A 20910-nucleotide genomic window follows, 5' to 3' on the forward strand; every position below is an offset into this window, starting at 1 on the left:
CGGCTCTACTCTGCGCCGGTGGCTTCCTTCTCGATGGACCCCTTGGCGTTGAGCTCGTTGAGCTGGGACTCGATGTAGTCCTTCAGTCGGGCGCGGTAGTCGCGCTCGAAGCTGGTCAGCTCGCTGACGCGGGCCTCCAGATCGGACTTCTTCTTCTCCAGCGCATTCAGCGTGCGGGTGGAGGTCAGCTCGGCCTCCTCGATCATGTTCTCCGCGCGAGTCTCGGCCTCGGTGACGATCTCGCTGCGCCGGCGCTCGGCCTCGGTGATGTACTCCTCGCGGGTACGCTCCCCCTCGGCCACCAGCTCATCGCGCTTGGTAGTGCCCTCGTTGATGAGCTCCTCGCGCTTGGACTCGCCCTCAGCGATCAGCTCGGAGCGCTTGGCCTCACCCTCGGCGATGTAGCGCGCCCGGGTCTGCTCACCTTCAGCGACGTACTGGTCGTGGAGCTTCTGAGCCATGGCCAGCACACCTGCCGCCTCGGCGGCCGGCTGATCGGTGCCAGCACCGGCCTGAGTCTCGGCAGCGTCGGTCTGCGGCTGCTCGGCCGCAGCCTCGGCGGCGGGACGCTCCTGGGCGGGACGGGTGCCCAGAGCGTATTCGGGGTAGGCAGTGACCTCCGGATCCCCGGCCGGCTGCTCTTCGGACTCCTCGTCCTCCTGCGCCTCGATGGTGCCGGTCACCTCCGCAGAGGTGCCGGCGTAGCCGGAGAGTCCGGCGTCGTTGAGCTCATCGGGCTCCACATATCCCGGCGCATTGTCCAGCTGCTCCTGCAGGGACGCGACTTCGGCGGCCAGGTTCTCATTCTCCTGGATCAGGCGACGCCATTCGACGACGACCTCGTCGAGGAAGTCGTCCACCTCGTCCTTGTCGTAGCCGGGGCGGAACTTGGTCTCCGGGAACTCCTTGTTCAGGAGGTCTTCTGGCGTCAGAGCCATAGAAAGCGTCACCTCATCATCAGTGGCCGTGCGGGCTGCTTGCAGTCTCGCGCCTCAGAATACCTACCCGGCGGCGCAGGTCTCGACCTGAACCTTCAAGTGAGGGTTCACGAGTCAGACTGAACCGTCAGCGGCGGCTCAGCCTGCCCCACCGATGGAGGCGACAATGACTTTGGCGATGATAACCGCCAGGAACAGGATGATGAACCCGACGTCGAGCGCAACCCCGCCCAGGTTCAGCGGGGGGATGCGCCGCTGCAGCCAGCGCACCGGCGGATCGGTGACCGTGTAGATGCCCACTGCCAGGACGAGGACCAGACCCTTGGGCCGCCAGTGCCGCGCAAATGACTCGGTGACGTTGAAGATGATCCGGATGATCAGGGCGTACTGATAGATGGTCAGCAGGATGTAGATCGGTGCAGTGATGAGGTCCACGGGCGACTAGCCTACCCGACAGTGTTGGTCCCGGCGGCGGGGAAACCCCGCTCGCCTCTCGCTCGGCTGACGCCGAGCTTCACACCTGAAGCGCTGGTCCCGGCGGCGGAGAGATCCCGCTTGCTTCTGGCTCGGCTGGCGCCGAGCTTCACACCTGAAGCGCTGGTCCCGGCGGCGGAGAGATCCCGCTTGCTTCTGGCTCGGCTGGCGCCGAGCTTCACACCCGACGGCGCTGCTCCCGGCGGCGGGCAGCCTTGCAGGCCTCTGAGACCCGGGACCGGCCCCGTGGCGCGCAGGATCGGGCACCCGGTGCTGTAGGAGCCGACGCAGATCAGCTCTGGTTGAAGAAGGTGGAGCTCTTCTCCGGCTCGGCGGCGGCCTTCTCCTCGGCCAGGACCTCCACGTTCTTCGGAGTCAGCAGGAAGACCTTATTGGTGACTCGCTCGATCGAGCCGCCGAGTCCGAAGACCAGCCCTGCGGCGAAGTCCACCAGCCGCTTGGCCTCGGCCTCCCCCATTTCGGTGACATTCATGATCACCGGAATGTCCTCGCGGAAGGACTCACCGATGATCTTGGCGTCGTTGTAGGACCGGGGGTGGACTGTGGTGATCTTTCGCATAGGGGAGCTCTCGTCGCGGGAGGAAGGTGCACGCTTGATGGGGGTCACCGGCGCCCGGTAATCCGGATCCACGGCCAGGTTGGTGCTGTTGTAGCTGTTCTGCGGCTTCTCCTCAGCCGCAGGCGCGGTACGGTCAGCCAGCGAGACCACAGAGCCGCTGGGCTGCTGAGCTGCCGGCGCGGCGGCCTGCACGGAGCTGCGCGGAGCGGCCGCCGCACTGCTGCGCGGCTTCTCCGCAGCGGAGGAAGCGCCCGTCTCGCTGCCGAAGCTCTCCTCCTGGTAGTCGTCACCATCGGCCAAGCCGAGGTAGATCATGGTCTTCTTCAGTGCACCGGCCATGAGATTCTCCTGGGGAAGGTTGGGTCATTGTCACTGCGCGTGATTGAGACTACCTGGCATAGGGTCTTTCCCCGAGGACATCGCGGCCGATCCGCAGGTGTGTCGCTCCACATGCCACCGCCTGCTCCAGATCCTGGCTCATACCGGCAGAGAGGGCAGTGGCCTCCGGGTGCTCGGTGCGCAGCTGCTCGGAGAGTTCGACCAGCCGTTGGAAGGCTGCTTCCGGGTTCTCCTCCAGCGGCGCGACGGCCATCAGTCCGGCCAGATGCAGCCCGTCAGCTGCGGCGATCGCCTCGGCGATGGCCGGAACCTGACCCGGCGCCGCTCCGCCCCGCGCGTCCTCCGGCGTCGGGGTGCGCAGGTCCACCTGCACCAGACAGTCCAGCTCCCCGCTGCGGTGCCCCTCCGCCTGGGCCCGGGTCACCGCCTTCTCCAAGGCGCCGACCAGCTTCAACCGGTCCACCGAATGCACTGCGGAGGCGTAGCGGGCCACAGATTTGGCCTTATTGCTCTGCAGCTGGCCGATGAAATGCCAGTCGAGCTGAAGGTCGGCGGTCTCTGCGGCCTTCTCAGCGGCCTCCTGATCCTTGTTCTCCCCCAGCTGGGTCACCCCCAGGCTGTGCAGGCGTCGGACGTCGGCGGCCGGGAAGTATTTGGTGACCACAATCAGCTCTGGCTGCTCGGTGCGGCCGGCACTTTCGCAGGCTCGCTGGATGCGTTCGACGACGGCGGCCAGGTTCTGCTGCAGCTGCTCAGTTCGGGAGTCCATCAGCTCCAAATTACACCGGCGATGCGTCCGGCCGGCTCCCCGGTGCGCTGACTGCGCCGGTGGGAGAAGAGCTGGGGATCTTCGATGGTGCAGCCGGCGACGTCGACCACCTCGGCTCCTGCTGCGTTCAGGACTCGGACGGCTTCGGCCCGCAGGTTCAGGGCAGGGGTTCCCCAGCTGGTCTGCGAGCTCAGGGCGGGCCGGTCAGCAGTGAGCTCCCGATGCATCTCCGCGGGCACCTCGTAGCAGCTGCCGCAGGCTCCGGGACCGATCCAGGCGGTGAGCTGCTCGGCACCTTCCCGGCGCAGCGCCTCCAGGGTGTTCTCCAGGATGCCGGCGACCAGACCGGGGCGTCCTGCGTGGGCCGCCCCGGTGAGCCTGCCGCCTGAGGAGGTGACGGCGCTGAAGAGCACCGGCAGGCAGTCGGCCACCAGCACGGCCAGGGCGGGGTGTGCCTCACGGCTGATCCATGCGTCCCCGGTGGGGACTCCCGGCACTTCTGCGTCGACCACATCGGCAGAGTGCACCTGGTTCAGAAACCGCAGTGATCCGGGCGCTATCCCCATCTGTTTCTGAAGCCGGAGGCGGTTCTCCTCGGCGTCGGAGCCCACGTGGCTGCCCAGGTTCCCGGCGGCCGCAGACGTGAAGGCGACGTGGAGCTCACCGGCGGTCTCGCCCCACCAGAAGGGTGAGCCCACGTCGCCTCCTGCGATGGGAAGGTTCTCGCCGGAAGTCTTATTTGAGGAAGTCGGGGACGTCGAGGTCGTCGTCGTTCTTTCCGGTGTAGTCGGATTCGACGACCTCCGGCAGCTCCTCCTCGGTCTCCGGGGCCGAGGCCGGGGAGACGCGCTGCTGGGGCGCAGTGTCCTGGGAGGATGCCGAGGGCGGCACTGCGGCGGCGCCGGAGGTGGCTCCTGCCACCGGGGCGACCGGACGCTGCGGCTGGGCCGGGGAAGCCCCGACGGCCGGAGCTGCGGGGGCCGGCTTGGACGTCGCATCGGCCTGGTCGAAGCCGGCAGCGATGACGGTGACCCGGGCCTCGTCGCCGAGGGCGTCGTCGATGACCGCGCCGAAGATGATGTTGGCCTCCGGGTGGGCGACCTCCTGCACCAGGCGGGCCGCCTCGTTGATCTCGAACAGGCCCAGATCCGAGCCGCCCTGGATGGAGAGCAGCACGCCGTGGGCGCCGTCGATGCTGGCCTCCAGCAGCGGGGAGGCGATGGCCAGTTCGGCGGCTTTGACCGCGCGGTCCTCGCCATTGGCCGATCCGATGCCCATCAGCGCGGAGCCGGCTCCCTGCATCACCGACTTCACATCGGCGAAGTCCAGGTTGATCAGCCCCGGAGTGGTGATCAGGTCGGTGATCCCCTGCACACCGGAGAGCAGCACCTGGTCGGCGGAGCGGAAGGCGTCGAGCACGGAGACGTTCTTGTCCGAGATGGACAGCAGCCGGTCGTTGGGGATGACGATGAGCGTGTCGACCTCATCGCGCAGCGCCTCGATGCCGGCCTCGGCGCTGGTGGCGCGGCGGCGGCCCTCGAAGGTGAAGGGACGGGTGACCACGCCGATGGTCAGGGCCCCCAGGCTGCGGGCGATGCGAGCCACCACGGGCGCGCCGCCGGTGCCGGTGCCGCCGCCCTCTCCGGCGGTGACGAAGACCATATCGGCCCCCCGCAGCACCTCCTCGATCTCCTCGGAGTGGTCCTCGGCGGCCTGCCGGCCGACCTCAGGGTTGGCGCCGGCGCCGAGTCCTCGGGTCAGCTCACGGCCGACGTCGAGCTTCACGTCGGCATCCGACATCAGCAGGGCTTGGGCATCGGTGTTGATGGCGATGAACTCCACACCGCGCAGGCCCACCTCGATCATGCGGTTGACGGCGTTGACGCCGCCGCCTCCGATGCCGACGACCTTGATCACGGCCAGGTAGTTGTTCGGTGTTGCCACGTGAGTATGTCCCTTAGCTCTCGAGAGTCGCATCATGCACGAAGACCCCAGCCGGCGTGAGCGGCGTGCGCGACTCCTCACTGTCTCTGCCCGTCTCCAGTGCGCTGCCGCGGGAGCCGAGGCAGTTCGCGGATGCCTCGCCAGCGCTGCAGCAGCAGGGGTTGGCCTGCCACCGGAGACGTCGCACAGTCCGCCTGATGCCAGCCGGAGCCTTCGTGACACGGTTCATTCTTCTGTTCTGTCCTATCGACCAGCAAGGTTCAAGTTGAACTTGAACCTGAGCCGCCGCTGTCTGCGGTGCATCTGCACTGGCGCCCACCCTACCCGCAGTGCCTGGGTTTAGCGGGTAACCGGTGTGGACGGCGTGGATATGTCAATGACCTCCGCGGTGAGGAAGTCCTCCTCCTCGGAGGCGAGGATGGCCTGCAGCACCGCCGCCTTCTGCTCTCCGCGCTCCTGGCTGCCCCAGACGATGGTGCGGCCGTCGCTGAGCTGCAGCTGCACCGAGTCGATGGATTCGGCGGTGGCAGATTCCATCTCCCGGCGAGCGTCCTCAGGCAGCTGCCCCAGCACGGCCACGATGGCTTCGAAGACCGTCTGGTCATCCAGCGCCGCCTGGGCGGAGATCTCCGGGGTGGCGTAGTCGCCGGCCTCCAGCTGCTCAGCGCCGCTGAAGATGCGGATGACCTCGCCGTGCTCGTTGTAGAGCTCCACATCGTCGCCGGCGTGCACCTCGGCCACCGGCGGGTACTCGGTGATCTCTACGTGCACTGTGGCCGGCAGCTCTAAGCGCGCGGTGACCTCGGAGACGGCGTTCTCCCCGGCCAGCCGCTGGCGCACATCCCCGGTGCCGACCTGCGGCATCGGCTGGCCGTAGAGATCTCCCAGCAGCTCTTCGGCGCGGGCGTCGGTGAGCAGCTCATTGCCGCTGACCTCGATCTGCCGCACCGGCAGCAGCGGGGAGAAGTAGAGCACTGCGACCGCACCCAGCAGAGCCACCAGCGCGGCGGCCAGGGCGATGAGCGAGCGTCTGCGGCGTCGGCGCGCGGTGACGTTCTCCGGTTCCGGGAACTCCAGCGGAGAGTCGGGGTTCTGCCGGCTCATGCAGCGCGGGGCCCTTCCAGGGCTGCGGTGATGTCTCCGGCCAGCTGGGTCACGTCACCGGCTCCGAGGGTCAGGACGACGTCTCCGGGCTGCGCGGCGGCTGCCACCTGCACCACCGCTTCCCGGGGTTCGAGCACCGGATGTCCCAGCAGTTCGGAACTCACCCCGGCGATGGGCTCTTCGCGTGCCGGATAGATTGGCAGCACGACGGCGGTGTCTGCGGCGTCGAGGGCCGCGCCGAACTCGGCGGCGAAGTCGCGGGTGCGGCTGAACAGGTGCGGCTGGAAGACTGCGTGGACTCTGCCGGACCCGGCGGCGCTGCGAGCTGCGCTGAGCACAGCGGTCACCTCTGTGGGGTGGTGGGCGTAGTCGTCGTAGACGCGCACCCCGGCGACCTCCCCGCGCAGCTCGAACCGGCGCGAACTGCCGCGGAAGGCCGCTACTGCCTCGGCGCACCGCTGAAGCGGCAGACCCGCGGCGGTTCCCACGGCCACCGCGGCCGCGGCATTGAGCGCATTGTGCAGTCCCGGCACGTCCAGCTGGAGAGCAGCCCGGTGCTGGCCGTGATGAAGCACCGCCGCCTGGCCGAACCCGTCCGGCTGGACCTGACTCAGCCGCAGATCGGCGTCCTCAGCGGTGCCGTAGGTCAGAATGCGCACTCCTCGTGCCGCCAAGGCAGCCGCGGTGCGCTGGTGCAGGTCGCGGGCGCCGTCGTCGTCGGCGCAGAGGATCAGTGCCCCGCCGTCGCGGATCCGTTCGGTGAAGTCGGTGAAGACCTGGTCGACCGCCTCAGCGCTGCCGTAGTGGTCCAGGTGGTCGGGCTCCACATTGGTGACCACTGCGATCTCCGGGGAATAGTTCAGCAGGGAGCCGTCGGATTCGTCGGCCTCGGCCACGAACCAGTCCCCTGCCCCGGCCTGCGCGTTGGTGCCGAAGCCGGCCACCACTGCCCCGATGGCGAAGCTGGGCTGCTGGCCGGCGGCATGCAGCATCACCGCGGTCATCGAGGAGGTGGTGGTCTTGCCGTGCGTGCCGGCCACGGCCACCGCGCGTTTGTCCGCCATGCAGGCGGCCAGTCCCTCGGAGCGGTGCAGCAGACGGCAGCCGGCGGCCGCCGCGGCGTCGTACTCGGGGTTTCCCGCAGTGGCCACGGAGGAGGCGACCACCGTGCCGATCGGGTGACCGGCCTCGGCTGCGATGGACTCCAGATTGGCTGCGCTGTATCCGACCCGCACCGGCACTCCCGCGGCGCGGAACTCCTCCAGCACCGGAAGATCCTTGGCATCGGTCCCAGAGATGGACACCCCGGCGGCATGCATCAGCCGGGCCACAGCGGAGACGCCCACGCCGGCCAGACCCAGGAAGTGGACGTGCCCCAGCTGGTGAAGCGGTCCCTCGCTCATCGGCGGCCCACCCGGATCGCCGCGCGGGCCATCCGCTCGTCGGCGTCGGTGATGCCGCGTTCGGCCGACTGGCGCTGCATGGTCTGCAGCAGCCGCGGATCCTCAAGCAGCGGCAGGATGTTGCGGCGGATCCACGGGCGGGTGAAGTGCTCGTCCTTGACCAGCAGCGCTCCCCCGGCGTCGACCAGGCCCCGGGCGTTGAGCTCCTGCTCGCCATTGCCCACCGGCAGCGGTACGAACACTGCGGGAAGCCCGACGGCGGCCACTTCGCTGACGGTGGCGGCACCCGAGCGGGCGATGATCAGATCGGCGGCGGCATAGGCGAAGTGCATGCCGTCCAAGTACTCGCGCTGGTGGTAGCCCTCGCGGTGCAGCACCGCGCCGTCCGGTCCGCGCACGGCTTTGTCCCGTCCTGTCAGGTGCAGCACCTGGGCGCCGGTGCTCAGCAGGTCCTCCAGCGCCGAGGCCACTGCCTGGTTCAGCCGCAGCGCCCCGGAGGATCCGCCGGTGACCACCAGTGTGGTGCGCTCCGGGTCAAGACCCAGCTCCCGGCGCGCCTGGGCCTGCTCGGCGGCCCGGTCCAGCTGGGAGATCTGCCGGGACATGGGCATGCCCACCCATTCGGCGCCCTTCAGCGGGGTGCCCTCGAAGGCGCAGCCGACGAAGGCGGCTTTGCGGGCTCCGAGCCGGTTGGCCAGTCCGGGGCGGGCGTTGGCCTCATGGATCACCACCGGGATGCTGAGCTTCCCGGCGGCCAGATAGACCGGCGGGCAGACGTATCCGCCCACTCCGATGACCACATCTGCCTGGCGTCGGCGCAGGATATCGGCCGCGGAGTCCACTGCGGCCCGGAACCGTGCGGGGAAGCGCAGCAGGTCCCGGCTGGGGCGGCGCGGCATCGGGACTTTGGGAATCAGGTCCAGCTCGTAGCCGGTCTGTGGGACCAGCCGGGTCTCCAGGCCTTCGGCGGTGCCGATCATCGCCTGCTCGGCCTCCGGGTGGAGGCGCTGTACTGCGGCGGCGATGGCGAGCATGGGGCTGACGTGGCCTGCCGTGCCACCGCCGGCGTGCACGACGGAGAGTACTGTCATTGAGTGGGTGTCCTTCGGGATCGCTGCGCGGACTTCTTCGGCGCTGTCAGTGTAGAGCGCTTGGCGGACCCGCGCTTGCCGCGTGTTCCGGCGGTGGCCTCGATCCGCTGCCGGCGGGCGAAGTTGAGCACCACGCCGACGGCGATCATGGCGCAGGTCAGGGCTGAGCCGCCGTAGGAGATGAATGGAAGCGGAACGCCCACCACGGGGATGATCCCGGTGACCATGGCGATGTTGATGAAGGCTTGTCCGACCAGCCAGGCGACGATGCCCATGCAGACGAACTTCACGAACCGGTCGCTGCTGGCGGCGGCGATGCGGAAGACTCCCACCACCAGCACTGCGAACAGGCCCAGCACCAGGCAGGTGCCCAGCAGGCCCAGCTCCTCACCGATGATGGTGAAGATGAAGTCGTTCTCCACCTCCGGGATGTAGGCCCACTTCTGCCGGGACTGTCCCAGCCCCACACCCCAGAACCCGCCGGAGGCCAGGGCGTAGAACCCCTGCTGGGTCTGGTAGCAGGGCTCCTCCGGCAGGTCGCAGTTCAGGCCCAGCCAGGCGTAGACACGCATCATCCGGTAGGGCGTGATCCACATCAGTGCGGCCACTGCCACGGCGGCAAAGGCCGCCGCGGCCAGGAAGTAGCGCATGGCCACACCGGCTGCGAAGAGCATGGCGCCGACCAGCACAATGATGATGATGCTGGTGCCCAGGTCGCCGCCGGCCAGAACCAGCACCAGCACGGCCAGCGCACCGGGGGCCACGAACGGCATCATCCAGTGGGTGAAATGCTTGATCAGGGAGCCTTTGCGCGCCAGCACAGCCGCACCCCACAGCACCAGCGCGAGCTTGGCCAGCTCGGAGGGCTGGCCCTGGACCGGTCCGATCCGGATCCAGTTGGTGGAGCCGCCGGCGGTGTGTCCCAGCGGCGACAAGGCCACCAGGATCAGCAGCACCCCGGAGACCAGCATGAGGATCCACCCGATCGTGCCCAGCCAGCGGGTGGGCACATAGGTGATGGTCACCATGCCCACCAACCCGATCATCGCCCACACCGCCTGCCTGGTGGCAGTGGTGAAGGCCTGCCCGTCGGCGTCGACGGAGGTGGAGGACAGCACCATGGTCAGGCCGACGGCGGCGAGCGCAAGCGTGGCTCCCAGCACCAGCCAGTAGTTGGTGTAGGGATTGCCGCCTTCAAAGAAGTCCCAGATCTTCCGGATGCGCTCGGTGCGGCGCTGGGCACGTTCGGCCTTCCACGCCCGTCCTGCCGAGCCGTCGGACTCCACCAGCTGCAGGTGCTCGCGGCTGATCGGCCCGGTGGGCTCGGCCGGTGAGTCCGCGCTCGGTGGAGTCAGCACTGCGGAGGCCTTCGGCGGCGAGGGGTTCGACGGTAGCCGCGGTGGTCGCTTCGCCATGCGGGTCCTCCCTAGTCGGTGCTGAATCCTTTGCGCTCCATCAGCTCTGCCACCGCCTCGATGAAGGCCTCCCCGCGGTCAGCGTAGGAGGCGAATTGGTCCATGGACGCTGCCGCCGGCGCCAGCAGCACCGTCTGCCCGGGGCGGGCGATGCGTGCGGCTTCGGCCACTGCTGCGCGCATGGCGGTCCGTCCGTCGGCGGAGCGCAGGACTGATTCTGCCTGCGTCTCATCTTCCTGCACGCCGGAGCCGATCACCGGCACTGCGGGGGCGTGTCGCTCAAGGCTGGAGCGCAGCTGGGAGGAGTCTGTGCCGATCAGGATCACAGCGGCCAACCGGTCGGCGACGCTGCGCACCAGCGGCTCGTAGTCCACGCCTTTGGGCAGGCCCCCGGCGATCCACACCACCTGCGTGAAGCTGGCCAGCGAGGCGGCCGCCGCATGCGGGTTGGTGGCTTTGGTGTCGTTGATCCACAGCACGTCGTCGGCCTTGGCCACCGGCTGGATCCGGTGCTCACCGGGCTGGTGCTCCGCGATGGCCCGCTGCACCGATTCCGGTGCGACGCCGATTGCCCGTGCCAGCGCAGCGGCGGCCAAGGCATTGGCCACAAGGTGTTTGGGCGCCAGCGGCCCGAAGTCGGCGCGGGTGGCCAGTTCCAGGGCTTGGTGGCGGCGTTCAGCCAGGAACGCCCGGTCCACCAGAATGTCGTCGACCAGCCCGACCATGGAGACCTCGGGGGTGTCTGTGGTGAACCCGATGGCCCGGCAGCCCTCGACCACATCCGCGCCGGCCACCATCTGCTCGGTGACCGGGTCCTCAGCGTTGTAGACGCAGGCGATGCGGGTCCCCTCGTAGATCCGGGCCTTGTCGGCCGCATACGCTTCGAAGCCGCCGTGCCAGTCCACGTGATCCTCGGCGATGTTGAGCACCGCTGCCGCGGCCGCGCCCAGCGGTTCGGTGTAGTGCAGCTGGAAGCTGGAGAGCTCGACGGCGAGCACGTCGAATCCTTCAGGGTCCCGGATGGCGTCCAGGATGGGCAGGCCGATATTGCCGCAGGCTGCGGCCCGGCGGCCGTCGGCCCGCAGCATAGCCTCCAGCAGGGTCACAGTGGTGGTCTTGCCGTTGGTTCCGGTGAGGGTGAGCCACTCGGGGCTGCGCGCCCCGGGCCGGGGCCCGAGACGGCGGGCGAGCTGAATATCGGACCACACCGGGATAGACGCCTGCGCGGCGGAGGAGATCAGCGCTGAGTCCGGGCGCCATCCTGGGGAGGTGACGATGAGCTCTGGGGCCTTCCCGTCGATCAGCGGCAGCGTGGAGGCCGCGTCGTCGCCGAAACGGATATCGGCCACGCCGACGATCCGCAGAGTTTCGGCGTCCATCTGCTTCTGCTCGGTGGCTTCGCCGTCGACCACCACCACCCGGCAGCCCAGCTCGACGAGCGTATCGGCGGCGGAGAATCCGGTGACTCCCAGGCCGGTGACGGCCACGCGCAGGCCAGCCCAGGGGCCGTCCCAGCCGTGCAGCTCAGGAAGGCTGGTCATCGTCATTGTGTCAGCACCCCGCTCAGCTGCGTCCCGCGTCCGCGCAGGGCGCGGCGCGGGGCCCGGCAGCATCGCTTACTCGTGGGTCCTGACAACGTCATTGTGTCAGCACCCACTCGCCGTAGAAGATCGCCAGGCCCAGGCCCACGGCCAGCGCGCCGATGATCCAGAACCGGACCACCACGGTGACTTCGGCCCAGCCTTTGAGTTCGAAGTGGTGCTGCAGCGGCGCCATCAGGAAGATCCGCCTGCCGCCGGTGAGTTTGAAGTAGGCCACCTGGAGGATCACCGAGCAGGTGATGATCACGAACAGTCCGCCGAGGATCACGAAGAGCAGCTGGGTGTGGGTGAGGATCGCGAATCCGGCCAGGGCCCCGCCCAGCGCCAGTGATCCGGTGTCACCCATGAAGATCTTCGCCGGGGAGGTGTTCCACCAGAGGAATCCGATGAGTGCGCCGGTGATGATGGCAGCCACGGTGGCCATGTCCATCGGGTCGCGCACGCTGTAGCAGACTGACTCCACCGCGCGCAGGCCGCCGCAGGTCTGGTTGTACTGCCAGATGGAGATGATCGTATAGGCGGCAGTCACCATGGCGGTGGCCGCAGCGGCCAGTCCGTCGAGCCCGTCGGTGAGGTTGACGGCGTTGGTGGCCGCGGTGTTGATCAGGTTCGCCCAGATCACAAAGCAGATGGCCCCGATGACGGTGCCGAAGACCGCGAAGTCCAGGGCGGTCTCCCGCACAAAGCTCACGGCCGTGGAGGCCGGGGTGATGCCGCGGCTGTCGGGGAACTGCAGGGCCAGCACGGCGAAGAGCACTCCGACGGTGCCCTGACCGAGGATCTTGGCCCACGGGGTCAGCCCCAGCGACTGCTTCTTGGTGATCTTGGCGGCGTCGTCGAAGAAGCCGACCACGCCCATGCCTGCCATCAGCAGCAGAAGCAGCAGGCCGGAGGCGGTGGGGCCGCGGGCGACGTCGCTGGTGAGCATCAGCACCCCGTGGGTGGCTCCGTAGGCGAGGATGACCGCAAGGATGATCACTGCCCCACCCATAGTGGGGGTGCCGCGCTTGACGTGGTGGCTGGTGGGTCCGTCATCGCGGACGAACTGGCCGTATCCGCGTCTGACGAGGAAACGGATGAATACTGGGGTGCCGAGGAGGGTGAGGATCAGCCCGAGGGCAGCACCGATGACGACGGCGATCACTCAGTTCCTTCCTCTGCGGCGAAAGTATCTCCCAGAAGTCTAAGCCCGGCGTCGTGCGAGGACTTGAACAACACGACGTCCCCGGGTCGCAGCGCGGTGCGCAGCCAGGCCTCGGCCTCCTCGGCGGTCTCTACCCAATGGACCTCCGAGCCCCAGGATCCCTCGGCGACAGCGCCCCGGTAGAGCGGATAGGCGGTCTCCCCCACCACCAGGGTCAGCTCGATGTTCAGCCGCACCACAGTCTCCCCCACCTGGTGGTGCGCCATGGTGGAGGCGTCCCCGAGCTGCAGCATGCCGCCGAGCACCGCCACGCTGCGCCGACCGCTGGTGCGGGCGATGCTGGCCAGGGTGCGCAGCGCCTCCCGCATGGATTCCGGGTTGGCGTTGTAGGCGTCGTTGATCAGCGTGATGGCGTTCGGCTGTCCGTCCCAGTCGATCTCGGTGCGCTCCATCCGCCACCGGCTGGCGGCCCCCAGCCCCTCCAGCCGCGCGGCGATCTGCTCAGCGGGGACGCCGGCCCGCCAGGCCGCGGCGGCGGCGGCGAGGACATTGGTGACGTGGTGGGTGCCGATGAGCCCGGTGGTGATTCGCCAGTCGGTGCGGCCCGGCTGGTCGAATCTCAGGATCAGCTCAGTACGGCCGTCGGACAGCTGCTGGACCTGATGCGCGGTGACGTCACCGCGCCCGCCGGCGGCCGGCTCCACGGCGAACCAGGTGATGCCGGCGGAGGCCCGCAGCGCCATGGCTGCCACCTGGGCGTCGTCGGCGTTGAGAACCACATCTCCGTCGGCCGGCACCGCTTCGGCCAGCTCACCTTTGGTCTGGGCGATCTTGTCCGCCCCGCCGAAGCGTTCGGCGTGGGCGGAGCCGACCATCAGCACCACACCGATGTCCGGCCGGACGATCTGGCACAGCTCGGCGATATTGCCCGGTGCGTCGGCGCCCATTTCAATGACCAGGTAGCGGGTCTGCAGCTCGGCGCCGAAGATTGTCAGCGGCACCCCGACCTCCGAGTTGTAGGAGCCCTGGGGCGCGACCGTGGGCCCGGACGGTCCCAGCACTGCGGCCAGCAGGTCCTTGGTGGTGGTCTTGCCGGAGGAGCCGGTGATCCCGATGACGGTGGTCGGCGAGTGGGCGCGGATCCTGCGGACGATCTCAGCGGCCAGGCGCCCCATGGCGACGACGACGTCGTCGACGATCACTGCCGGGTGCGGGGCGCCGGAGGGATCATCGGTGGCGCGCTCGGCCAGCACCAGCTCGGCGCCGGATGCGCGGGCATCATCGATGAACCGGTGGCCGTCGGTGGTCTCACCGGGCTTGGCGATGAACAGGGCTGCGGGAGCCATATTCCGAGAGTCGGTGTCGGCGTGGCTGACCCTCAGCCGTTCGGGGTGGTCGACTCCGCGCAGGGTGCCTCCGACGGCCTCGGCGATCTCAGCGGCGGTCAGAGCGATCATGCGGTGTCCTCACTGATGGTGGTGAAGCCGCGGGCGCGCAGGGCGCGGGCCAGCTCCACACGGTCGTCGATGTCCACCCGGGATCCTGCCACGTCTTGGTGGTCCTCGTGTCCGCGACCGGCCAGCAGCACGGTGTCCTGCTCACCCGCGGCGGCCACGGCGGCGCGGATGGCCTCGGCGCGCGGGGAGATCTCCTCCAGTCGGGTGGTCAGCTCTCCGGTGGCGATGGCGTCCCGGGCACCGGCCAGCAGCCCGGCGCGGATCTCCGCCGGATCCTCGCCGTGCGGGTCGTCATCGCTGATGATCACGTGGTCGGCCATGCGCACTGCGATCCCTCCCATGGTGGGACGCTTGCTCACATCGCGTTCGCCGGCCGCGCCGATGACCAGAATGAGCTTGCCGCGACCCTGCTCTGCCATGGGCCGACGGACGGCCTGCAGGGTGCGGATCATCGCGTCGGGATTGTGCGCGAAGTCCACGATGGCGGCCGGCCGTTCGGCAATGACCTGCATACGGCCGGGCACCTGGATATGGAAGGGTGCAGCGCTGTGCAGGGCCTCCACCACCTCTTGGCGCGTGAACTCCTGGGGGCGGTCGGTGCTGGAGGCGGCCTCCAGCACCATCACCGCGGCCAGTGCCGCATTGGAGACGTTGAACTCTCCCGGCAGGGCGGTGGAGGTGCGGATCTGCTCCCCGGTGCGCTGGTTGACCAGTGTGAAGGCGCTGCCGAGTCCCTGCGCGGTGACGTCGGCGACCTGCCAGTGGGCTTTGACACCCATCGGGGCTGCGGCTTGTGCGGCGGTGGCCAGGGTGACCACGTGTCCGGTGGCCTCGGCGGCCATGCGGTGGCCCCAGGCGTCGTCCACTGTGATCACGGAGGTGCGGGTCCGGCTGCGCCGGAACAGCTCGGCTTTGGCGGCGAAGTAGTCCTCCATGGTGCCGTGGAGGTCCAGGTGGTCCTGGGTGAGATTGGTGAATCCGGCGACGTCGTAGTACAGCCCGGAGATCCGCTGGTAGCTGATGGAGTGGCTGGAGACCTCCATGGCCGCCGCGGCGACGTTCTTGGTGCGGAACTGATGCATCAGCCCGTGCAGCTGGACCGCTTCCGGAGTGGTCATCTCTGAGGCGATGCGTTCTGCGCCGGCGGCGATCTCAATAGTGCCGATCAGCCCTGTGCTGCGCCCGCGCGGGGTGAGCAGTGTGGCCAGCAGGCTGCGCAGGAAGTAGGTGGTGGTGGTCTTGCCGTTGGTGCCGGTGACCCCGAACAGCGCGGGGTCGGAGTGCGCGGTGGTTCCGTAGATGACCGCTGCCGCCGGGCCGGCGGCCGCGCGGACGTGGGAGACCTCGATCACCGGCAGCCGGTAGCCGAGTGCCTCACGGACTTTGGCCACCCCTGCGGCGTCGGTGAGAACGGCGGCGGCACCGCGGGCGACGACGTCGTCGATGAAATCTGCACCATGCGCTCGCGCCCCGGTGACCGCGACGAAGAGGTCGCCGGACTTCACGAGGTGGGGGGCCATGGCTGCGCCGGTGACGAAGGTGCGGTCGGCCGACTCAGCGACCGGAGTCAGGATGGGGTCATAGCCTGCGGCTCGCAGCTGGTCCGTCAGTTCGCCGACATGTGACCCCGGGCCGGTGATCTCGCCGATCACCACGGGTACTCCTGCCTGTCTCCCACGAATCCATCATAGGACTCTGATTCGGCTCCCGAGGGCGGGACGTCGTAGCTGGCGAGTGTGTAGCCCATGATCTCTGAGAAGGTGTCGGTCACGTCCCAGTCACCGAATCGCCCCTCGGGGCGGTGCACGGTCACCGAGACCAGGTACTGCGGATCGTCCAAGGGCGCGACGCCGATGAAATTGACGGTGAAGCCGTCGAACCCGCCGGACTCCCCCGCCGCCTGGGCGGTGCCGGTCTTGCCGCCGACCCGGTAGCCTTCGATCGCTGCGCCGCGGCCGCTGCCGTAGTCGACCACGCCCTCCATCAGCCGCAGCATCTCCTCGGAGGTCTCGGAGGAGAAGATGCGCTCCTGCTCAGTCTGCACCGGGTGCTCGGTGCCGTCGGGGTCGATGTAGGCGTCGATGATGGACAGCGGCTTCTTCACCCCGTCGTTGGCGATCATCTGGTACAGCTGCACCATGTGCAGGACCGAGCCGGTGTACCCCTGACCGAACTGAGTGGTGAACGGCTGCCGGTTGTCCCACTCCTCCGGGCTGCGCAGACGCGATGGCGCCTCGATGCCCATACCGATGTCGAGGGGTTCGCCGAAACCGACTCTGCGCAGATACTCGTATCGGGTCTGCTCGTCGACCTGGTTGCCGATCATCACCGTGCCGGTGTTGTAGGAACGTGCGTAGATGCCGGCGGCGGTCATCGGAAACTCTTCATGGGGCCGGGCGTCCTGGATGGTTTCGCCGTCGACGGTGTAGCGGTCCGGCACGTCGAAGGCGTCCTCGGGCTCGACGACGCCCTCCTCCAGGGCCATGGCGAAGGTGATGGACTTGCCGCCGGAGCCGGGTTCGAAGGCCTGGGTCAGCGCCAGCGGACGGCGGAAGAGCTCATCAGACTGCCCCGGCTGGGCTGGGTCAACGGTTTCGGAGTCCGCCATGGCCAAGATCTCCCCGGTCCGCAGATCGGCCACGGTGGCATTGCCCCACTGGGCGTTGTATTCGGCGGTCTTCTCCGCAATGGCCTCTTGGGCGAACCATTGTAGATCCTGGTTCAGGGTGAGGCGGATGTCCTGCCCGTCCTGGGCGGGGATCTCCTCGTAGGTGGCGGTGGGGATCCGCACCCCGTCGGCCCCGACTTCGTAGATGCGTTGCCCCGGCTCGCCGCTGAGCCGGTCGTCCGCGGCCCTCTCCAGGCCTTCCAGCGGGCCGTCGGCGCCCATGAATCCGATGATGGAGCCGGCCACCGCCCCGGAGGGATAGGTCCGTTGGGAGACGGGCTCGGCATAGATGCCGGGGGCCTGCAGCTCCATGATTTTGCGCCGGGTCTCGGGGGTGACGGAGCGGGCGATGACCGAATAGTGGGTGTCATCGTCGGTGAGCTTCTCCAGGATCTCCTGGCGGTCCTCGCTCAGAAGCTCGGCCAGCTCGGCGGCGGTCTCTTCGACCGTCACGGGGCGCTGCAGGTCCATCTGCTCGTCATAGATGGTGTAGTCACCGGTGATCCGCGGATCCGCAACGATGTCATAGTGCTCCACTGCGGTGGCCATCACGCGGTTCTGGGCGTCGAGAATGTCCCCGCGGGTCCCGGGCACCTCCACGGTGTGCAGACGGGCGGAGACTGCTTCCTGGGCATAGCCTGCCGGATCAAGCCCCTGCAGGTGGAACAGCCGTCCGCTGAGCACCATGAGCATGGCCAGGACGATGGCCAGGCCGATCCGCATGCGGAAGGAGAGGATCCGGTTCATGGGTCCTCCTTCTTTCTCAGTTCAGCCGCGGGGCGGGGATGGTGCCTCCGCCGGTGTCTGCTGCGCCGCCGGACTCTGCGGTCTCGACGCCTGCTCCATTCTGCCCGCCGTCGAAGGCGTTGAGCGTGTGCAACGCGCCCGCGCCGAGCAGTCCGGTGGGGGCGCCGTCGACCTGGTCGCTGATATCCACCGGTGCGATCGCCTCGGCTCCAGGAGCGGCCGGGGTGGAGACGAAGTTGGTGGGCCGGTTGTGGGAGGAGGCTTCCTCTGCCCCGTTGACCAGCTCCGAGGTCTCCAGATCGAAGGTCCCGGCTGCGGCGGGCATGACCATCCCGAGCGTGGCGGCGGCGTTGGAGAGCGACTGCGGCGACTCCCGGTGCTGCACCTGCTGGGTGAGCATCTCATTCTCATGGACCAGGGACTGGTGCTCGTTCTGCATCTGCACGACTCGGTACTGGGTATTGGCCACGTGGATGTTGACCACCAGCACGGCGGCCAGAGCCGCCAGCAGCAGAGCCAGCACGGCGGCGATCAGGCCCTTCTGGCGGCCCCGAACGCGCGGCAGCGCTTTCAGCGCCGGGCGGTCGTCCTGACTGGGGCGAGCTGAACCCTCCTGTGTGCGAGCGGGGCGAAGCTCGGTGACCGGGAGAACGCTCATGCTCTGCTCCTTGATGTTGGTCTGATCTTTTCTGCCGCCCGCAGCTTGGCCGAGGCGGCCCGGGGGTTGGCGGCGATCTCCTCAGCGCCGGGGGGTTCGGCGCCTCTGGTGAGGCTGGTGAAGGTGGGGCGGTGCTCCTCCAGCTCCACCGGCAGGCCCGGTGGGGCCGAAGATTTTGTGCGTGCGGCGATGGCCTGTTTGACGATCCGGTCCTCCAGGGAGTGGTAGCTGAGCACCACCACGCGTCCCCCTACCGCTACCGCATCCAGTGCGGCGTCGACGGCGCGTGTGAGGACCTCCAGCTCCCGGTTGACCGCGATGCGCAGCGCCTGGAAGGTGCGCTTGGCCGGGTGGCCGCCTCTGCGTTTGGCGGCGGCCGGAATGGCGGAATCGACCAGTTGGGCCAGCTGCTGTGTGGTGGTCACCGGCTGCTGGCGCCGGGCCTCGACGATGCGCCGGGCGATGCGGCCGGCGAAACGCTCCTCGCCGTATTCGGAGAGGATGCGGCGCAGTTCCTGCTCATCGGCCCGGGCCAGCAGCTGCGCCGCTGTTTCATCCTGGGAGTCTGGGCCCGCGTCCATGCGCATATCCAGGGGCGCATCGTAGGAGTAGGCGAATCCGCGTTCTGGTTCATCCAGCTGCAGGGAGGAGACGCCGAGGTCGAACAGCACGCCTGCCGGCGCCTGGCCCTCGGCCAGGTCCTGTGTGAGCTCGACGATCTCGTCGTAGACCGCCCGCACGGCCTGGAAGCGTGGGCCATAGCTGTGCAGCCGGTCGGCTGCGATCTGCAGCGCCTGGGGGTCCCGGTCTACGCCGATGACCCGGCAGTCTGCGTGGGCCTTCAGCAGCGCTTCGGTGTGGCCGCCCAGGCCGAGGGTCGCGTCGAAGACCACCGGCTGCGCGCCGGAGGCGGCGACCTGGGTGCAGGCCTCTGCCAGCAGGGCGGTGCAGCGATCGCGCATGACCGGGATGTGCCGGTCTGCGGCTGCACGCTCGCCCATGGACTGTCTCTCCTCGCAGTGGTACTGGTTCGCCAGCTGTAAAGGACCCTGAAGCCTGCTCCCCCACCGCTGGTGCGGCCTGACATCGGGGAAGTGAAGTCAGGACGCCCGCAGCGGTAAGGAGGCGCACCTCAGGGGCCCGTATGCGGTTGTCAGAAGAGTCCGGGGATGGCGTCTTCGTCGGTGGACGAGAACTCCGATTCCTTCTCCTCCAGGTAGGCGTTCCAGGCCGCGGTATCCCAGATCTCGGCACGGTCTCCCGCGCCGATCACCGTGACATCACGGTCCAGTCCGGCGTACTCCCGCAGGCCCGGGGGGATGGTGATCCGGCCCTGCTTATCCGGGGTCTCGTCGGAGGCCCCGGAGAGGAACACGCGGATGTAGTCACGTGCTTGACGGGATGTCAGGGGCGCCTGGCGCATCTGCTCATGCACTGCCGCGAACTGATCAGTGCTGAACACGTAGATGCAACGTTCCTGCCCGCGAGTCAGAACGAGCCCTTCAGAGAGCTCGTCCCGGTACTTCGCCGGAAGGATCAGGCGACCCTTGTCGTCCAAGCGAGGCGTGTAAGTGCCGAGGAACATGGCACGTGACCTCCTCGCTCAGCCGGTCTCCCATCGCGCTCCACTTTACTCCACTTCCCCCCACTTTCCAACCAACAGATCCTCTGGGTCGCCACTTCGTCCCGCACGAGAGGGACTCTCAGCGCTCTGACCTGGGGTTTTGGCAAGGGGTGGGCAGTGGGGGCATGTGGGGTGGCCTCCGGGTCACGCAGCCCCGAAAGCGGCTCGGCCGGAGCGCAGACTTGCTTTCTGCGGGCGTGCGGGGCACAGGTGGAGGGAAGTGGAGGGACTGAGGCGGCGGGGCGCAGACACGTGGACTGAGGGGCTGCGGGGTGAGTGGTGGGATGTGGAGGGGCCTCGAGGAGAGGCGCTGCCGCAGCCCGGTCCCTCTCAGAGGTGACGGTCTGCGTGCGGCACAGAAAAACCCCCGCCGGGGCGGGGGTTTCTGCAGGGTTCTGCTCTCTGGGGCCTGATGATTCAGCGCCGGTTCATCTCAGGGCATTCAGGGCTGTTGGCGGCGCTGCTCCCACTTCTGCTCCAGGGAGGTCATGAAAGTGCCTCCCGAGGGGCTGGGTGCCGATGTGCGGGGGCCGCTGCCTCCGGAACCGCCGCCGCCATTGCCGTTTCCGCTGCCGCCGCCCGAGCTGGTGGCACCGCCGGTGGTGGCGAAGTAGACGCCGGCTCCCATGATGAGGAAGCCGATGATGCCCACGGGGATCCACTGCTGGTAGATCCCCAGAATCAGCACGCCGACGCCGGCAACCGCCACCAGCAGGCCGAGCACCAGATGCCGCACGTTGAACTTCCCCACGGGGGCATCCCGCAGCGAGCTGGCGAAGCTGGGATCCTCCGACTGAAGCTGCTCCTCCAGCTCCCTGAGCATGCGCTGCTCACGCTCCGACAGTGGCATCGTGACGCTCCTTGGTCAGGTCATCCTGAGATTTCTTTGGAAGTCCAGTCTATCCGTTCTCCCCTGCACCGGCATAGTCGCGCCCGCAAGCTGTGATCAAAGTG

Annotated in this window: 19 protein-coding genes; all 19 read right to left on the minus strand. The window is 68.4% G+C overall.

Annotated elements, in window-relative coordinates; genetic code table 11:
- Positions 1-5: 5 nt before the first annotated feature.
- The gene (locus tag Q1K09_RS08955) at positions 6-938 is read right to left on the minus strand and encodes a DivIVA domain-containing protein (protein ID WP_300344869.1); all 933 of its coding nucleotides are present in this window, start codon (positions 936-938) and stop codon (positions 6-8) included.
- Between the two features lie 138 nt (positions 939-1076).
- Positions 1077-1373, minus strand: coding sequence for a YggT family protein (locus Q1K09_RS08960; RefSeq protein WP_300344872.1), 297 nt, complete (start codon positions 1371-1373; stop codon positions 1077-1079).
- Positions 1374-1704: 331 nt separating this feature from the next.
- A complete protein-coding gene (gene sepF / locus Q1K09_RS08965) occupies positions 1705-2331 on the minus strand; it encodes a cell division protein SepF (protein ID WP_300344875.1) in 627 nt (208 codons plus the stop codon).
- A gap of 49 nt (positions 2332-2380) precedes the next feature.
- Complete coding sequence (locus Q1K09_RS08970) at positions 2381-3100, minus strand: YggS family pyridoxal phosphate-dependent enzyme (protein WP_300344878.1); 720 nt, start codon at positions 3098-3100, stop codon at positions 2381-2383.
- Positions 3100-3798, minus strand: coding sequence for a polyphenol oxidase family protein (locus tag Q1K09_RS08975; protein WP_300344881.1), 699 nt, complete (start codon positions 3796-3798; stop codon positions 3100-3102). Before Q1K09_RS08975 ends, Q1K09_RS08970 begins: the two co-directional genes overlap by 1 nt.
- A gap of 37 nt (positions 3799-3835) precedes the next feature.
- Positions 3836-5044 (minus strand): cell division protein FtsZ, encoded by a 1209-nt coding sequence (gene ftsZ / locus Q1K09_RS08980; protein ID WP_300344883.1) that lies wholly within the window; start codon positions 5042-5044, stop codon positions 3836-3838.
- A 339-nt stretch (positions 5045-5383) separates the two neighbouring features.
- Positions 5384-6148 (minus strand): FtsQ-type POTRA domain-containing protein, encoded by a 765-nt coding sequence (locus Q1K09_RS08985; RefSeq protein WP_300344885.1) that lies wholly within the window; start codon positions 6146-6148, stop codon positions 5384-5386.
- Positions 6145-7551 (minus strand): UDP-N-acetylmuramate--L-alanine ligase, encoded by a 1407-nt coding sequence (gene murC / locus Q1K09_RS08990; RefSeq protein WP_300344888.1) that lies wholly within the window; start codon positions 7549-7551, stop codon positions 6145-6147. Before murC ends, Q1K09_RS08985 begins: the two co-directional genes overlap by 4 nt.
- Entirely contained in the window at positions 7548-8642 is a 1095-nt protein-coding gene (locus Q1K09_RS08995) for a UDP-N-acetylglucosamine--N-acetylmuramyl-(pentapeptide) pyrophosphoryl-undecaprenol N-acetylglucosamine transferase (protein WP_300344890.1), read from the minus strand. Before Q1K09_RS08995 ends, murC begins: the two co-directional genes overlap by 4 nt.
- Positions 8639-10057 (minus strand): putative lipid II flippase FtsW, encoded by a 1419-nt coding sequence (gene ftsW, locus Q1K09_RS09000; protein WP_300344891.1) that lies wholly within the window; start codon positions 10055-10057, stop codon positions 8639-8641. Before ftsW ends, Q1K09_RS08995 begins: the two co-directional genes overlap by 4 nt.
- A gap of 11 nt (positions 10058-10068) precedes the next feature.
- Complete coding sequence (gene murD, locus Q1K09_RS09005; protein ID WP_300344892.1) at positions 10069-11604, minus strand: UDP-N-acetylmuramoyl-L-alanine--D-glutamate ligase; 1536 nt, start codon at positions 11602-11604, stop codon at positions 10069-10071.
- 91 nt (positions 11605-11695) lie between these two features.
- Positions 11696-12802: a phospho-N-acetylmuramoyl-pentapeptide-transferase gene (mraY, locus tag Q1K09_RS09010; protein ID WP_300344894.1), complete on the minus strand. Its 1107-nt coding sequence runs from the start codon at positions 12800-12802 to the stop codon at positions 11696-11698.
- Positions 12799-14259 (minus strand): UDP-N-acetylmuramoyl-tripeptide--D-alanyl-D-alanine ligase, encoded by a 1461-nt coding sequence (murF, locus tag Q1K09_RS09015; protein WP_300344896.1) that lies wholly within the window; start codon positions 14257-14259, stop codon positions 12799-12801. The genes mraY and murF overlap by 4 nt, the downstream gene beginning before the upstream one ends.
- Positions 14256-15914 (minus strand): UDP-N-acetylmuramoyl-L-alanyl-D-glutamate--2,6-diaminopimelate ligase, encoded by a 1659-nt coding sequence (locus Q1K09_RS09020; protein ID WP_300344898.1) that lies wholly within the window; start codon positions 15912-15914, stop codon positions 14256-14258. Before Q1K09_RS09020 ends, murF begins: the two co-directional genes overlap by 4 nt.
- A complete protein-coding gene (locus Q1K09_RS09025; protein WP_300344900.1) occupies positions 15908-17674 on the minus strand; it encodes a penicillin-binding protein 2 in 1767 nt (588 codons plus the stop codon). Before Q1K09_RS09025 ends, Q1K09_RS09020 begins: the two co-directional genes overlap by 7 nt.
- A 16-nt stretch (positions 17675-17690) precedes the next feature.
- On the minus strand, positions 17691-18332 hold the full coding sequence (locus Q1K09_RS09030; RefSeq protein ID WP_300344901.1) for a hypothetical protein: 642 nt from the start codon (positions 18330-18332) through the stop codon (positions 17691-17693).
- On the minus strand, positions 18329-19333 hold the full coding sequence (rsmH, locus tag Q1K09_RS09035; RefSeq protein WP_300344903.1) for a 16S rRNA (cytosine(1402)-N(4))-methyltransferase RsmH: 1005 nt from the start codon (positions 19331-19333) through the stop codon (positions 18329-18331). Before rsmH ends, Q1K09_RS09030 begins: the two co-directional genes overlap by 4 nt.
- Before the next feature lie 152 nt (positions 19334-19485).
- Entirely contained in the window at positions 19486-19917 is a 432-nt protein-coding gene (gene mraZ, locus Q1K09_RS09040) for a division/cell wall cluster transcriptional repressor MraZ (RefSeq protein WP_300344905.1), read from the minus strand.
- Between the two features lie 481 nt (positions 19918-20398).
- Entirely contained in the window at positions 20399-20806 is a 408-nt protein-coding gene (locus tag Q1K09_RS09045; RefSeq protein ID WP_300344907.1) for a DUF3040 domain-containing protein, read from the minus strand.
- Between the last annotated feature and the right edge of the window lie 104 nt (positions 20807-20910).

Source organism: Nesterenkonia sp. (assembly GCF_029265375.1).
Classification (GTDB): Bacteria; Actinomycetota; Actinomycetes; order Actinomycetales; family Micrococcaceae; genus Nesterenkonia.

Excerpts from the sequence above, each read along its gene's own strand:
- Q1K09_RS08955 (WP_300344869.1), bottom strand. The coding sequence starts at position 938 with ATGGCTCTGACGCCAGAAGACCTCCTGAACAAGGAGTTCCCGGAGACC.
- sepF (WP_300344875.1), bottom strand. The coding sequence starts at position 2,331 with ATGGCCGGTGCACTGAAGAAGACCATGATCTACCTCGGCTTGGCCGAT.
- Q1K09_RS08970 (WP_300344878.1), bottom strand. The coding sequence starts at position 3,100 with ATGGACTCCCGAACTGAGCAGCTGCAGCAGAACCTGGCCGCCGTCGTC.
- Q1K09_RS08985 (WP_300344885.1), bottom strand. The coding sequence starts at position 6,148 with ATGAGCCGGCAGAACCCCGACTCTCCGCTGGAGTTCCCGGAACCGGAG.
- murC (WP_300344888.1), bottom strand. The coding sequence starts at position 7,551 with ATGAGCGAGGGACCGCTTCACCAGCTGGGGCACGTCCACTTCCTGGGT.
- Q1K09_RS08995 (WP_300344890.1), bottom strand. The coding sequence starts at position 8,642 with ATGACAGTACTCTCCGTCGTGCACGCCGGCGGTGGCACGGCAGGCCAC.
- ftsW (WP_300344891.1), bottom strand. The coding sequence starts at position 10,057 with ATGGCGAAGCGACCACCGCGGCTACCGTCGAACCCCTCGCCGCCGAAG.
- murD (WP_300344892.1), bottom strand. The coding sequence starts at position 11,604 with ATGACGATGACCAGCCTTCCTGAGCTGCACGGCTGGGACGGCCCCTGG.
- murF (WP_300344896.1), bottom strand. The coding sequence starts at position 14,259 with ATGATCGCTCTGACCGCCGCTGAGATCGCCGAGGCCGTCGGAGGCACC.
- Q1K09_RS09025 (WP_300344900.1), bottom strand. The coding sequence starts at position 17,674 with ATGAACCGGATCCTCTCCTTCCGCATGCGGATCGGCCTGGCCATCGTC.
- Q1K09_RS09030 (WP_300344901.1), bottom strand. The coding sequence starts at position 18,332 with ATGAGCGTTCTCCCGGTCACCGAGCTTCGCCCCGCTCGCACACAGGAG.
- rsmH (WP_300344903.1), bottom strand. The coding sequence starts at position 19,333 with ATGGGCGAGCGTGCAGCCGCAGACCGGCACATCCCGGTCATGCGCGAT.
- mraZ (WP_300344905.1), bottom strand. The coding sequence starts at position 19,917 with ATGTTCCTCGGCACTTACACGCCTCGCTTGGACGACAAGGGTCGCCTG.
- Q1K09_RS09045 (WP_300344907.1), bottom strand. The coding sequence starts at position 20,806 with ATGCCACTGTCGGAGCGTGAGCAGCGCATGCTCAGGGAGCTGGAGGAG.